Genomic DNA, 14028 nt, shown 5'->3' on the forward strand with positions numbered 1-14028 from the left:
CGCTCCTCGACGGCGAGCCGCGCAAGGTCATCGTCGTGCCCGGCCGGATGGTCAACGTCGTCCCCTGATCGGGCGGTTAAGCCTCCAGCTCTTTGGCGATCGACCGCTCGAGCTGCTCGGCCCCGACCGTCGGGACCTCGATCAACCCGTCGAGTTCCGTGCGGGCCTTCCGATAGGCGGCCTGCCGCTCGGCGGGCGTCGCGGCCTCGTCGGCGGCGATCATGACCAGGCGCCGCGCCCGCTCCAACGAATCGCGCTCCACCGGCGAGAAGTCGGCCTGCTTGCGACGACGGGCCTCGCGCTCGGCGGCGTCGAAGGCGGCGGCATAGTCGACGACGGCCTCGCGGTATTCGACGAACTCGGCCGGGTCGTCGATGGTGGCGCCCGGCGGGGGTCGCAGCAGGTCGGCCCGGCTCTTCGCCTTGTGGAAGTCGCGGGTGAGGGGTTCGCGGACGTCGACGAGCATGGGGTAGCTGATGATCGTGGCGAGGTCGATCTCGTAGTCCCACCAGCGCTGATCGACGTCGTCGTGGGTGCGCAGGGCGGTGCGCAGTTGCTCGGCGTTCACCCGGGTCAGCCGGTTCTCCTCGATCTGCGCGGCCGACTTCGCCTTCGCCATCTCGAGTTTGTACTGGCGGCGTTTCTCCACGGCCTTGTTGTAGCGGTGGATCCAGGGCCCGACGATGGCGCTGATCGGGAAGATCAGCCACCAGTACGACGCGACGAACGTGAGGATTGGGCCCACGACTCGATCGTAGCCGTGCTCGGTGCCGCCCACTCGGGGCACGGTGACCGCCCACTCGGCGGGGGTTGTACCGCCCACTCGGCGTACGCTCTGCCGCGTGGCCACTTGGGACCCGACGACGTACCTGGCGTACGCCGACCACCGCACCCGACCGTTCGTCGAGCTGCTCAGCGCCGTCGATCTGGGACCGGGCGACGCCCGCCGAATCGTCGACCTCGGTTGCGGGCCCGGCCACCTGACGCATTTCCTGCGCAGCCGGTGGCCCGACGCGGAGATCCTCGGTGTGGATTCGTCGCCCGAGATGATGGCAAGAGCAGAGGCGGGGAACGACGACCCGCGAGTGCGCTACGAAGTTGCGAGCGCGCAGACGTGGCGACCGGCCGACACCGTCGACCTGATCGTATCCAACGCGATGCTGCAATGGGTCGACGATCAGTGGGCCGTCCTTGATCGCCAGCTTGAAGCTCTCGCCCCGCGCGGCGTGATTGCCGTCGGAGTGCCGGACAACGCCGACGAGCCCGCGCACCGACTGTTATACGAGCTCGCCGATCGCGAGCCGTACCGGGCTGCGCTTTCTGGTGCGCGACGGCTCAAGCGCGTCGGACCCGACGCCTACCTCGACTACTTCACCGACAACGGACTGCGGGTCGACGCCTGGTCCACCACCTACCTGCACGTTCTCACCGGCGACGACCCGGTATTCGAGTGGATCTCCGGGACCGGCGCGCGGCCCTTCCTCCAGGGGCTCGACGACCAGTTGCGCCCACGATTCGCCGAGGAGTATCGGACCATGTTGCGCGCCGCTTACCCGGCTCGCGACTTCGGCGCAGTCTTCCCGTTCAGGCGGACGTTTGCCGTCGCGTCCCGTGGTTAGGGCGCGCAGTCAGGCTCCGTCGCGCAGCTCCTTGGCGGCGGTCGTGGCCAGCTCGTCGGCGATTTCGTTGTAGTAGTCGCCGTTGTGGCCCTTCACCCATTTCCAGGTGACCCGGTGCCGCGACTCCTCCTCGATGAGGCGCTGCCAGAGTTCGACGTTCTTCACCGGCTTCTTGTCGGCGGTGCGCCACCCGTTGCGCTCCCAGCCGGCCACCCACTTGGTGATGCCGTTCCGGACGTAGCTGGAATCGGTGTAGAGGACTACCGTCGACGGCTTGGTCAGCGCGGCCAGTCCCTCGATCGCGCCGGTCAGCTCCATGCGGTTGTTGGTGGTGTCCGGGGCGGCACCGGAGATCCGCTTCTCGTGGCCCTTGTAGCGCAACACCGCTCCCCAACCGCCGGGGCCCGGATTGCCCAGGCAGGCCCCGTCGGTGGAGATCTCCACGATGTCGTCGTCACTCACGCGCAACGACGTTACCGGCCGCGCCCGACGCTCAGGCGGCGGCGCGCTGGACCCGCGCGGCGCTCTTGGCCTTGGGCTTCGCCGTCGCCGGATCCTGGCAGTACTGGCCCTCCGCGGTGCACGGGGAGAACACCGTCGAGAAGTACTGGAAGGCCGAGAACGCGATGATCGGCAGGCCGACGAACAGCAGACCCGCGGCCGCCCCGGCGGGAGCCAGCACAATCGCACCGGCGATGCAGCCGGCCAACGGACCGGCACCCAGGAGCTCGGCCACGGGCAGCGTGACCGCCGCGCCGACGAGCGCGCCGATGATGCAGCCGGAGCCCGCGCCCAGGGCGGCGCCGATCGCCGCGCTGACGAAGCTGCCGACCGTCGAGCGGTTGGAGAAGGCGGTGAGCGCCTCGCGGTCGCGCTGGGTGAAGGACTCCGACGCCTTGTGTTTCACCTGGTCGAGTCCGAATATGCGGTCGTGGGCGATCGGGGTCACGCGGCGGGGCGCGCCGGCGCGAACCGGGGTGAGCGTCGCGGTGTCGCCGGAGACCGTCGCGGCGATCGGCCGGGCGAGGTTGTCGACGCGGTAGGTCAACGGCAGTTGGGCGACGGGCCGGCCGTGGCCGTTGCGGATCGTGAGGTTGCCGTCTTCCCGGGTGAAGGATCCGCCCGCGACGGTGATGGCGGCACCGTCGGCCGTCTGGCTCACCGCGTAGTGGACGGGCTTGTCGGCGGTGGGCGAGGCGGTCGCGATGCCGGCGCCCATGCAGGCCGCGGCGGCGAGCGACGATGCGGCGGCGAGGAGGCGGGTGGCGGACATGGCGAGATCGCTTTCTTCGGTGGGTGTTCTCGCCGTGGGACCTGCCGCGGCGGGGAACGTTGATTCGCTGCGACGCTATGTGTCGACGACGGCCCGCCGCCCCCATAGAACCACCGTGATTCGAACCCCCCACCCGAACGACGGGGTGCGGCCGGGCCCGTAACGGGTGCATTGCGATTCGGTCGCGACCAGCGAGAACACCCAGAGAGCAAGCAACAATAGTCACACCTGTAACAAGAGCTAGGATTCCTAACCATGTCCGTCAAACGCACCGTCGCCGTCGGGATCTCGGCCGCCGTCGCCGCCTCCGTGGTGAGCGCGACCGCCGCGCCGGCCGCCCAGGCGTCGCCCTGCAACGCCCTGGGCCCGGTCGGCCACGACGTCGGCAGCACCGGCAGCGCGGCATCGTCGCGCATCGGCATGGGCAGTCTGGACTTCGGCAGCTACTCGGCGCCCGGCAAGAAGCCGCAGCTGCCGCTCAAGAAGCTGCGCGGCGGACCATCGCAGACGGTGGAATGGGTGACCGGCCCGCTCAGCCCCAACCGCACCGACAAGCGCTTCTCGATCACCGCCACCGACGTCGGCGTCCCGTGGGACAACGGCCGCGGCCAGGTCCTGATGGCCTTCGGCGACACCTGGGGCAAGTGCAACGGCGCGCTGGTGTGGCGGCACAACACGATGCTGCGCGCCAACGGCAACAGCGACCTGTCGAAGGGCATCACCTTCCCGAACGCGCGTCCGGGGAACAACCGCTCCGGTGCGTCGGTGACCGCCGCCCACCCGACGTTCGCCCAGCCGATCACCAACGGCGTCGGCGTGAAGAACATCGAGATCGGCCGCATCCCGACCGCCGGCATCTCGATCGGCGGCGTGCAGTACCTGTCCTTCATGTCGATCATCCGCTGGGGTGCCGCGGGCCGCTGGGAAACGAACTTCTCGGCCATCGCCGTCTCGCGCGACAACGGCCAGACGTGGACCGTCGACAACAACACGATCCGCTCGCGCTACGAGTTGAACATCCCCGGCGTCCCGCAGACCAACACCGGGCAGGGGCGCTTCCAGGTCGGCGCCTTCCTGCGTCGCGGCCCCTGGGTCTACCAGTACGGCACGCCCAACGGCCGCTACGGGGCGCTGTTCCTCTCGCGCGTGCCCGCGAGCCGCATCCTCGACATGAACGCCTATCAGTACTACCGGGGCGGCGGGCAGTGGTCGGGCTACAGCGGCGACGCGGTGAAGATCGCCCAGGAGCCGATCGCCGAGATCTCGGTGCGCTTCAACAAGTATCTGAACCGCTTCGTCATGCTCGGCTCCCGCAAGGGCAGCATCACGATGCGCACCGCGACCAAGCCGGAGGGCCCGTGGAGCGGACCGCGGGTGATCGTGCCCGCGTCGCAGATCAGCAAGCTGTACGCGCCCTACATCTGGCCGCGCGAGACCGGCAGCTCGCTGTACTACGTCGCCTCCCGCTGGGACGACTACAACGTGATGCTCATCCGGACGGACCTGTCCTCCTTCCGATAGCCGCGCGGAACCGGTCGGTCGGGCCGGGGGAACCGTTCGCCGGGGCCCCTGCGTCTAAGGTGCATGAGCCCACCACCGGAATCAGCCCGTTTCGCCGTCGACCCCGTGGAGATGTCCGCCCTCGTCCGTGACTGGCGTCGCGCGGGGCAGGCGCTCGCCCGGCTGACCGTCGACGACCTGGCCCGCCCGCCCGGCAACGCCGAGTGCATGCGCGTGGTGTCCACCGCCGCCGATCCGGTCGTGCGACTCGGGCGCAACATCGCCGATCGCCTCGACGCACTCAGTGCTGCAGCGGAGCGGCTGCGGTCGGCGTCGGTTGTCGACGACGCGGGGGCCGCCCGCGTGCTAGCCGCCCTGGCGGGCCGTTAGATGCTCACCGCCGAGCAGGTCGCCGCCTGGCCGGACCGGCCGATGACCGATGCGGCCCGCGAGGCCCGCAGTTCGAGCAACGCGCTGCGCAACGGGATCGTCGACTCTCGGGAGAGCCTGCGTCGGGCGAGCACCTGGCGGGGGAGCGCGCGCGACTGGGCGACCCGGCGGTTCGACGAGGAGGTCGACCACGTCACCGAGGTGGCGCGGGCCATCTCCGCCTTCGCCGACGCCGTCGAAGCGGCCGGGGCGGAGTTGGCCGACGGTCGTGCCGCGGTGCTGCGGTTGTCGGACGAGGCGGCCATGGCCGCGGACAAGGTGCCCGAGTTCAGCCGCGACGAGGTCTTCGCGCAGATCCCGACGGCCGACCAGGACCGGGCGGTCGTCGAGGCCGACGAGCGGCTGCGGAAGGCGCTGGCGGACCTGGACGCCGCGGACCGTCGTCGTGCCGCGGAGCTGAAGGTCCTCGTGGCCGAGTTGGACGCGATGGTCGACGGACACGTCGACGTCACGACGCCGGAGGGACCGCGCGACCCCGACCAGGTGGTCACCCGACTCGTCGCGATGACGCCCGTCGGGCGACGAGAGTTTCTGGCGCGGATGAGCCCGCGCGACATCGACCGACTGGTCATCGCCAACCCGCAGGCCATGGGCAACCTCGACGGCGTTCCGTTCCCGGTCCGTATCGCGGCGAATCGGCGGGGCATCGAGGAGGCGCTCGACGGCGAGATCCGGCGCGGCGCCGGCGATCGGCCGCGCGCTCGACAGCTGCGGGAGATGTTGGGGTCGGTCGCCGACCCGGGCAATCCCCGACGCCAGGTGTCGCGGCAGTTCATCTCCTTCGCGAACACCCCGGCCGGCCGCTCGGTGGAGATGTACGGGTCGCTGGGGCCGGGCACGCGCTCGGCGGCGGTGTACGTGCCGGGGACCGGCACCCGGATGGACACGGCCGCGGCCAACCGGACGGCCGCTTGGAACTTCGCGAATCGCAGCGGTTCGCCGGTCTTCCTCTACATGGACGGGGTGCTGCCGCCGGATCTGCCGTCGGCGCTGTCGCCGAGGTTCGCCGAGACGCTGGCGCCGCGACTGGTCGAGTTCGGACGGTCGCTCGACGTCGAGGTGGCGGCCCGCGCGCCCGGCGCCGCGACGGTCTACCTGGGCCACTCGTACGGGGGAGCGGTCGTCGGGACGGCCGAGCAGCTGGGTCTGCGCGCCGACCGCGTTATCTACGCGTCCGCGTCGGGCACCGGGGTGCTGCCGGGCGGGTCGGATGCCTGGTCGAATCCGGCTGAGCCGCATCGGTTCTCGGTGACGCCGCCGGGCGATCCGATCCACCCGTTTCAGGCGACGGGCGCCCACGGGGGAGACCCGGACACGACGCCGGGCGTCACCCGGATCGACAGCGGCGACTATCACGACGGGCAGCGGGTGCGCGGCGCCCACGGCCACGGCGCTTACTTCGACGACCCGGACAGCGGCGCCTTCCGCAACATGGTGGCGGTCATCCGCGGCGAGGAGCCCGCCGCCTATGTCAGGCGGGAGCCGGACGTGTCCGGCCGGCGCTGAGGTCGTCGGCCCGCCGCCACCGGGCGAGTACGACGGCCGTCGTCAGCCCGATGGCCGCCAACACGATCGGGACGGCGACGGGCATCCCGTGCCGTACGGCCCAGCCGAACAGGGCGCCGGTCGCGACGTTGCCGATCAGGATGCCGACGCCCACGATCGTGTTGTACATGCCGTAGTGCGTCGCGACCAGGCGGTCGTCGGCGAGGCGCACGATGGTGTCCATCTCGAACGGGAAGATCAGGATCGTCGCAACGGCCAGACCGATCGCGGTCACGAACAGGGCCGCCGCAACGACACGCGTGCCGCCGATCAGCGCGGGTGCGATGAGGGGCAGGAAGGCCAGTCCCATGACGATCATGCCGACCACGAGGGCCTGGGTCGCGCCGAACGTCCGGCCCGCCCAGGCGGTGACGCCCATCTGTCCGGCGATGGCGACGACGCCGGTCACAACGAACACCCCGGACGTGATGATCGATGCCCAGCGCGGCGTCGAACTCCACTCCTGGGCCATCATCGGCAGCACTAGATAGACCTGGAAGCTCAGGACGTAGCTGCCGATCATCGCCGCGGAGAACAGGATGAACCGCCGATTCGCGACGATCTCACCCCAGTTCTGCAGCACTGAATCGCGCGCGGCCGACGTGCGGCCCGGATCGTCGGGGAGGGCGAAGAGCTGGGCAACGGTCAGCGCGCTGAAGATCGCGGCGGCCACCCACGCGGCGATCCGGAAGTCGAAGCCGACCAGTGCCGCGCCGACGAGCGGGCCGAGCAGGATTCCGGCCTGGTAGAAGGTGTTGAAGACGGCGAAGGCCTCGACGCGGCGCTCCCCCGAGTCCTCGGCCAGATAGGCGCGCACCGCCGGGTTGAACAGGGCGCCGGCGAATCCGGTGGCGGCGGCCCCGATCAGGATCCCGGGGACCGACTGCACCGTCGCCAGGAGGGCGAAGCCGCCGCTGCGCAGCAGACACCCGGCGACGATGAGCTTCTTGTAACCGAGCCGGTCGGCCAACGTCCCGCCGACCAGGAACATGCCCTGTTGGGAGAAGTTGCGCACGCCCAGGACCAGGCCCACGAGCCAGGCCGCCAGTCCCAATGTGCCGCCCAGGTAGGCCGCCAGATAGGGCACCAGCATGAAGAAGCCCAGGTTGATCGCGAACTGGTTAACCATCAACACCTTGCTCGCGCGGTCGAACGAGGAGAAGGTGGACCACCACGACTGTCGCCCGGCGGCGGACGCGCTCACCGTCGCGTCGCGCCCAGTTCCCGGGGCGGGGCGAGGCGCAGTGCGTCGGCGGTCACCGCCGTCGTCGGATCCTGTGGCTTGGGGCATCGCGTCCACTGTGTCACGCGGGTGCCGAACGGGTCGTCGATGGTCAGCGGTTGCTGTGGCGGTTCCCCGCCGAGCAGCCCGTTGTCGCGGCAGTAGTCGTCGTCGTAGATCGTCCCGACGTATCGCGTCATGCCGTCGGGGAAGATCGTCGCGACGCGGGCGCCGGGGCGGGTGCGGGCGGCCCACCCGGCGACGAGCGCCACCGCGCCCACGCTCCAGCCGCCGGAGACGTAGTGGTTGGCGGCCAGTTGTCGGCAGGCCCACACCGCCTCGGCCGGGCCGACCCAGTGGACCTCGGAGAACATCGGGTAGTCGACGTTGGCCGGGAAGATGCTGGAGCCGAGGCCGCGCATCAGTCGAGGGGCCGCCGGCTGGCCGAACACCGTCGAACCGACGGTGTCCACTCCGATGATCTCCAGATCGGGATTGGCCTCGCGCAGCACCCGGCCCACGCCCGCCGAGTGACCGCCGGTGCCGACCGAGCACACGAGGACGTCGATCCGGCCGAGCTGGTCGAGCATCTCGCGGGCGAGGGAGTCGTAGCCGGCGACGTTGTCGGGGTTGTTGTATTGGTCCGGCGACCACGCGGTCGGATCCTGCGCCAGCAATTCGTCGACGCGGTCGCGGCGGGCCTGCTGCCAGCCGCCGACGGCCGCGGGCTCGGGCACGATGTCGACGCGCACTCCGGCGGCGGCGAGCGTCTGGACGACGATCGGCTCGAGACCGGGGTCGGTGACCACGGTGACCGGGTGGCCGTACACGGTGCCTGCCACCGCCAGGCCGAGGCCGAGGGTGCCGCTGGTCGATTCGATGATGCGTGCGCCGGGGGCGAGGTCGCCGCGCTCGCGGGCCCGGGCGACCATGTGCAGCGCCGGACGGTCCTTCATGCCGCCGCCGGGGTTGTAGCTCTCCAGCTTGGCCCAGAACGGTGCGCTGTCGGGGGCGAAGGGTTCGCCGATCTGGACGACGGGGGTGTTGCCGACCAGTCCGGCGAGACCGGTGCCGCGGATCTGCGGTGGTGTTTCACGCATGGGGCGTCGGCTCCTCTCGATCGGGTACGTCGTCAACGGTGGCCCCCGGGCCTCAAGGCACACCGCGGCGCAACCTCAAGATCTGGTCAAGATCGCACCCTGGGGAGGCAATCGGGCGGCGGACCGGCCACGATGGGGTGGTGACCGTTCCCGAAACCCGACGCGGTGCGCTGGGATTGCGCGCGCTGGTCGTCGAGGACGAACCCGACCTGGGCGAGCTCCTGCGCGAGTATCTCAGCCGCGGCGGTTTCGACGCCAGCCTATGCACGGACGGCCATGAGGCGGTCGCCGTGGCACGGTCAGATCCGCCCGACCTGGTGGTTCTCGACCTCGGACTGCCGTCGCTGGACGGTGTCGAGGTGTGCCGTCGGCTCCGCACCTTCACCGATGCATACATCATCATGGTCACCGCGCGCACCGACGAGGTCGACACGTTGATCGGGCTGTCGGTCGGCGCCGACGACTACGTGACCAAGCCGTTCAGCCCGCGCGAGTTGATGGCCCGCATCGACGCACTGCTGCGGCGGCCTCGGTCGGGTGCGGCGGTCGACCAGAACGATCGGCGCGTCATCGGCGGCCTCGTCATCGACCCACGGGCGCGGGAGGCGAGCGTCGACGGCGAGAGCGTCGCCTTGACGCGGACCGAGTTCGACATCCTCGACGTCTTGTCCAGCAATCCGCGCGTGGTGTTCCGGCGCACCGAGTTGGTCGACCGGGTGTGGGGAGCGGACTGGGTTGGCGACGATCATCTCGTCGATGTTCACATCGCCAGCCTGCGCCGCAAGCTTGGCGACTCGGCCGCCGCCGGACGGTTCATCCGCACCGTGCGCGGGGTCGGCTACCGAATGGGGCCGGGGGTCGAGGATGGCTGAGCGCGGAGGAGCGCTGTGGCGTCGACTGCCCCGCGGCGTCGCCGGGCGGTTGCTGTTGCTGCAGGGGTTGCTGATCGCGCTGTGCGCGGGCACCGCCGGCCTGGTCGCCTACGCGATTGCGCCGACGGTGTTCCACAGCCACCTCGATCACGCGCACCTGCCGCGCGGATCGGAGCAGGCGGCGCACGTCGAGCACGCGTTCGCCATCTCGACGGTCCTGGCCATCACGGTCGGTGTCGGGGTCTCCATCCTGGTCGCCGCGGCGATGAGCTGGGCGATCTCCCGACGCGTCCAGCGCTCGGTGTCGCAGGTGGCGGCCTCGACCGCGCGGATCGGCGCCGGGGACTACCGGGCCCGCGTCGCGCCGTCGGGGGTCGCCGACGAGTTCGACGAGCTGTCCGGGACGGTGAACTCCCTGGCCGACAAACTCGAGCACGTCGAGGACACGCGCCGCCGCATGCTGTCGGACCTGGCGCACGAGTTGCGCACCCCCTTGGCCACGATCACGGCGACGCTCGAGGCGATCGAGGACGGGATCCGCGAACCCGACGAGCGCACCCTCGGCGTCGTTCGGTCGGCCACCGGGCGACTGCAGCGGCTGGCCGACGACATCGCCGAGGTGTCGTCGGTGACCGAGGGCTCGCCGTCCCTCCGGTTGACCGACACCACCGCCGACGCCATTGTCGGCGCCGCGGTGCGCGAGGCGCGGGCGCGCTTCGCCGACGGTGGGGTGGAACTGGTGACCGGACGGTCGTCGTCGGCGCCGATCCGCGTCGACCCCGAGCGGATGGCGCAGGTGCTGGCGAATCTGCTCAACAACGCGCAGCGGCACACCCCCGCCGGCGGGCGCGTCACCGTCGACGCGCAGTCGGTCGGCGACCGGGTCGCCATCGAGGTCACCGACACCGGCGACGGGATTTCCGCTGAACACCTGGCGCACGTCTTCGACCGCTTCTATCGGACGGACACCTCGCGCAACCGTGAAGCGGGTGGCACCGGCATCGGGCTGACGATCGCGCGGGCCCTCGTCGACGCCCACGGCGGCACGCTAACGGCGTCGAGCAGCGGGCCGGGCACGGGTGCGATCTTCACGATCCTGCTGCCCGCCGCGGGTTGATCGGTTGCCTAGGCTGGGGGCATGAGCACTCCCCAGCCGCGCTGGATCACCGAGACCAAACCGGGCCACAGCGAGTGGTACATCGAGCGGTTCCGCACGATGGCTGCCGACGGCGCCGACCTCGCCGGTGAGGCCCGGATGATCGATGCGATGGTGCCGCGCGGCGCGCGCATCCTCGACGCCGGCTGCGGACCCGGGCGACTGGGCGGCCACCTGCACGACGTCGGGCACGCGGTGGTCGGCGTCGACGTCGACCCGAAGCTCATAGCGGCGGCCGAGGAGGACCACCCGGGGCCGACGTGGCTCGTCGGCGATCTGTCCGAACTGGACCTGTCGGCCCGCGGGCTCGCCGAGCCATTCGACGTCATCGTGTGCGCCGGCAACGTCATGGTCTTCCTCGCACCGGGCACCGAACAGCTGGTGCTGGAGCGACTCGCGGCGCACCTGGCCGACGACGGGCGGCTCGTCGTCGGGTTCCACACGAACCGGGAGCTGTCGGTGGCGGACTTCGACGCGGCGGCGACGGCCGCCGGGCTGTCGCTGGACCTGCGCCTGGCGACCTGGGACCTGCGCCCGTGGCACGACGGCGCCGACTTCGCGGTGTCGATCCTGCGGCGCCGCTGAGAGTACGGCGATGAGCATGACGCCGGTGACGCTGCTGGGACGATGGGGATACAGAGAGCAATCGGTCGACGAGGTCGCTGCGTTAGTCCGGCAGACGGTCGACGGCCTGCCTGCCGTCGCAGGCGTTTGGGTTGAGATGCAGAGCGCGCCGGCCGGGAGTGACCTCCTCACCCGGGTGCCCGTCGACGTGACCAATCCGGCAGCCGTCGTTCAAGCCATTCGACGTCGCACCGACGAGCGGTGGGGAGGGCCGAATCCGCCGCACTGGGCATGCGATCTGTATCTCGCTGAGGGAGAGCGCTTTCCGCTGGGTATGCAGGTGGCAGCGTCGGACTCCAGGGGAAAGAACAGCATCGAGTTGGTCCTGCGATCACCCGAGCTGACCTCGGTCAGCGGGATCGACAAATGCCTGCGAGCTGTCGCGGAGATTTGGGACCCCGACTGGCTGAGCACGTGGGACTTCGACTTAATCCTCAAGGTTCGTGAGCACGGTGGAAAGTCAGGCGACATCCAAGTCGGCTGGAAGACGTACCTGTCAGACCGAGTCGAGGCCAACTTGCGAGAGTTGGGCAATTCAATCCAGGTCTCGCCGTGCGGCGGAGCTGGGCGCATCGTGACGTTGAGTGGCTCGCCGTCGTCACCGGACCTCGATCAAGTGCTTGGCCTCCGTAAGGCCCTTGGCTACGCCGCCACATGACGTCCTTGATCGACCAGGTCAGCGCACTTCTTACCGCGGCTAGAACGTCACCGTCGGCGGGTTCGACAACAGATCGACGCGGGCCGTCACGTAGCGGCGCACGGTCTCGCTCGTCGGGCCGTCGGCCGCGGTGTAGGTGACCGGGAAGGTCATTGAGCCGAGGGAGTACACCAGCGTCGTGGTCCGCCAGAGGAACAGGGTGCGCCCGAACTTCAACTCCGAGGGCTCGCCCCATTTCGCCGACCCGGGCACCGCGCCGAGGGAGTAGACGCGGTTGGGGCAGCGCGGCGGACGCAGGTCGGTCGACGACAGGCACTGGGCGAAGGCCGCTTTGATCGCCTTCTCGGCGGCGTCGGCCCCGGCTGCGGTCGGGACGACCTTGAGGCGCAGCTGCGACGGGAACGCCATGCCGAGCATCAACCAGTCCGGCTTCACGAAAGCGTTCGACGACGACACCGTGAGGTTCGGACCCGTGCCGGCGAACTGGGCGTAACCGGGGAACACGGAGATGTCCCCGCTGATCGGCTGACCGAACAGCGTGAGCAGTCGGCCGGTCTTGGCGCCATCGAAGCCGCGGATCCGGATCGCCGTGCGCATCATCTTCCAGCCCTTGCCCGACTTCACCGTCAGCACGCTGAACTCCGAGGTGGTGTCGCCGAAGCGGGCCGACATCCGCACGGTCGCTCGGGAAGCCTGCGCGGTGGACTCGCGGAGCACCTCGATGTCGCTGATCGGGGTCTTGGCGATCTGCTTCTTGAGGATGTCGTCGGTGAGGAACCGCGTCGACTCGGGCGGATGGGCGCCGAGGGAGAGTGCACGTTGGGCGTCGCCGGCGGCAAGGGCCTGGAGGTAGGAGGTGACCGTCGCGCCGGGCGTGGTGGTGGTCCCCCCGCGGAGCTTCCCGACGACGAGGGTGCCCGCGAGCAGGGCGATCGCCAGGAAGGTGGCGACGACGGTGCCCGTGATCAGCCAACGAGGATGGCCGCGCCGATGGTCGTCGAGCGTGCCCACATTCTCGTCGACTGTGCCCATTTTTCCGTCGACCGTGCCCACGTTCTCGTCGACGGACCGCCACTCGTCGGGGTCGCCGGGAAAGCGGTGGACGTCGTCGGACACGCTCTCGAGCCTAGCGAGGCGTCAGCGGTTCAAGAACGCCGAAACCGTCGACTCGAAGGCTTCCTTGGCCTCGATCATCACCCAGTGCCCGCACTTGGGGAAGATGTGCAGCTCGGCGTCGGGGATGAGGCGCATCGGCACCATCGCCATGTCCGGCGGGCTGACGCGGTCGTCGCGGCCCCAGGTGAGCAGCGTCGGGCAGGCGACCTTGTGCATCATCGCCCAGTACGGCGGGGTGTCGGCGGCGGCCATGAACTGCTGCTGCATCTCGAATGCCTTGGAGCCGTACATCATCGCGGCGGTCTTCTGGGCGTCCGGATTCGTCGCCGCCTCCCACCGCTCCTCGATGAGCTCGTCGGTGACGATGGAGCGGTCGTAGACCATTGAGTTGAGCCACCGGATGAGCTTGTCGCGGTCGGGGGCGTCGGTGAACTCCTGCAGGAGTTTGAGTCCCTCGCTGGGGGAGGGGCTGAAAATGTTCGGGCCCACGCCGCCGATGGTGACCAGCTTGGCAACGCGCTCGGGCTTCTTGATCGCCAGGTTGATGCCGACGACGCCGCCCATCGAGTTGCCGATCATCGGCGCCGACTCGATGCCGAGGCCGTCCATGAAGCGGGTGACCGAGCTGCCGGCGGTGAGGACCGGGTGGCCCTCGACCGGGTCGCTCACGCCGAAGCCGGGGAACTCCAGGATGAAGGTGTGATGGGTCTGCGCGAAGAAGCCCAGGTTGCCGCGATAGTTGCGCCACCCGTTCACGCCGGGGCCGGATCCGTGCAGCAGGATCAGCGGCGGGGCGTCGGGGTCGCCGGCCTCGTGGTACCGGATGACCCCCTTGTCGGTGGCCAGTTCGCGTTTCGTTGCGTCGTAAGAGACATCCACGAAGGCCATACTAG

General features: G+C 70.0%; 15 protein-coding genes. 8 read left to right on the plus strand and 7 right to left on the minus strand.

Annotated features, from left to right (window positions below; translation table 11 throughout):
* Positions 1-76 precede the first annotated feature (76 nt).
* On the minus strand, positions 77-745 hold the full coding sequence (locus QM728_RS00005; RefSeq protein WP_415030003.1) for a hypothetical protein: 669 nt from the start codon (positions 743-745) through the stop codon (positions 77-79).
* 97 nt (positions 746-842) lie between these two features.
* Here QM728_RS00005 and QM728_RS00010 point away from each other — a divergent pair, with 97 nt between their 5' ends.
* Complete coding sequence (locus tag QM728_RS00010; protein ID WP_415030004.1) at positions 843-1619, plus strand: methyltransferase domain-containing protein; 777 nt, start codon at positions 843-845, stop codon at positions 1617-1619.
* A gap of 9 nt (positions 1620-1628) precedes the next feature.
* Here the strand turns inward: QM728_RS00010 and rnhA are convergent, their stop codons facing one another.
* A complete protein-coding gene (gene rnhA / locus QM728_RS00015; protein ID WP_415030005.1) occupies positions 1629-2081 on the minus strand; it encodes a ribonuclease HI in 453 nt (150 codons plus the stop codon).
* A gap of 31 nt (positions 2082-2112) precedes the next feature.
* Entirely contained in the window at positions 2113-2892 is a 780-nt protein-coding gene (locus QM728_RS00020; protein ID WP_415030006.1) for a hypothetical protein, read from the minus strand.
* 255 nt (positions 2893-3147) lie between these two features.
* On the opposite strand from QM728_RS00020, the gene QM728_RS00025 reads away from it, so the two are divergent.
* The 3 genes from QM728_RS00025 to QM728_RS00035 all read left to right on the plus strand — a co-directional run bounded on the left by QM728_RS00025 (position 3148) and on the right by QM728_RS00035 (position 6348).
* On the plus strand, positions 3148-4413 hold the full coding sequence (locus tag QM728_RS00025) for a DUF4185 domain-containing protein (RefSeq protein ID WP_415030007.1): 1266 nt from the start codon (positions 3148-3150) through the stop codon (positions 4411-4413).
* Between the two features lie 63 nt (positions 4414-4476).
* Positions 4477-4782, plus strand: coding sequence for a hypothetical protein (locus QM728_RS00030; protein ID WP_415030008.1), 306 nt, complete (start codon positions 4477-4479; stop codon positions 4780-4782).
* Positions 4783-6348, plus strand: a complete 1566-nt coding sequence (locus tag QM728_RS00035) for a hypothetical protein (protein WP_415030009.1) — start codon at positions 4783-4785, stop codon at positions 6346-6348.
* Here the strand turns inward: QM728_RS00035 and QM728_RS00040 are convergent.
* Positions 6314-7516: an MFS transporter gene (locus QM728_RS00040; protein WP_415032806.1), complete on the minus strand. Its 1203-nt coding sequence runs from the start codon at positions 7514-7516 to the stop codon at positions 6314-6316. The two genes, QM728_RS00035 and QM728_RS00040, sit on opposite strands and share 35 nt — an antisense overlap.
* A gap of 71 nt (positions 7517-7587) precedes the next feature.
* Complete coding sequence (locus QM728_RS00045) at positions 7588-8709, minus strand: PLP-dependent cysteine synthase family protein (RefSeq protein WP_415030010.1); 1122 nt, start codon at positions 8707-8709, stop codon at positions 7588-7590.
* A 140-nt stretch (positions 8710-8849) separates the two neighbouring features.
* Here QM728_RS00045 and QM728_RS00050 point away from each other — a divergent pair, with 140 nt between their 5' ends.
* The 4 genes from QM728_RS00050 to QM728_RS00065 are packed head-to-tail and all read left to right on the plus strand — an operon-like array spanning position 8850 to position 12019.
* Positions 8850-9581, plus strand: a complete 732-nt coding sequence (locus QM728_RS00050) for a response regulator transcription factor (protein WP_415030011.1) — start codon at positions 8850-8852, stop codon at positions 9579-9581.
* The gene (locus QM728_RS00055; RefSeq protein WP_415030012.1) at positions 9574-10698 is read left to right on the plus strand and encodes an ATP-binding protein; all 1125 of its coding nucleotides are present in this window, start codon (positions 9574-9576) and stop codon (positions 10696-10698) included. Before QM728_RS00050 ends, QM728_RS00055 begins: the two co-directional genes overlap by 8 nt.
* A 21-nt stretch (positions 10699-10719) precedes the next feature.
* The gene (locus QM728_RS00060; protein WP_415030013.1) at positions 10720-11322 is read left to right on the plus strand and encodes a class I SAM-dependent methyltransferase; all 603 of its coding nucleotides are present in this window, start codon (positions 10720-10722) and stop codon (positions 11320-11322) included.
* 10 nt (positions 11323-11332) lie between these two features.
* The gene (locus QM728_RS00065; RefSeq protein WP_415030014.1) at positions 11333-12019 is read left to right on the plus strand and encodes a hypothetical protein; all 687 of its coding nucleotides are present in this window, start codon (positions 11333-11335) and stop codon (positions 12017-12019) included.
* A 39-nt stretch (positions 12020-12058) separates the two neighbouring features.
* On the opposite strand, the gene QM728_RS00070 is transcribed toward QM728_RS00065, so the two are convergent.
* Positions 12059-13135 carry a hypothetical protein gene (locus tag QM728_RS00070; RefSeq protein ID WP_415030015.1) on the minus strand — a complete coding sequence of 359 codons (1077 nt, stop codon included), beginning with the start codon at positions 13133-13135 and terminating at the stop codon, positions 12059-12061.
* Positions 13136-13156: 21 nt separating this feature from the next.
* Positions 13157-14014 (minus strand): alpha/beta fold hydrolase, encoded by an 858-nt coding sequence (locus QM728_RS00075; protein ID WP_415030016.1) that lies wholly within the window; start codon positions 14012-14014, stop codon positions 13157-13159.
* Positions 14015-14028: the final 14 nt, after the last annotated feature.

This window comes from Gordonia sp. (in: high G+C Gram-positive bacteria) (assembly GCF_047602025.1).
Taxonomy (GTDB): Bacteria; Actinomycetota; Actinomycetes; order Mycobacteriales; family Mycobacteriaceae; genus Gordonia.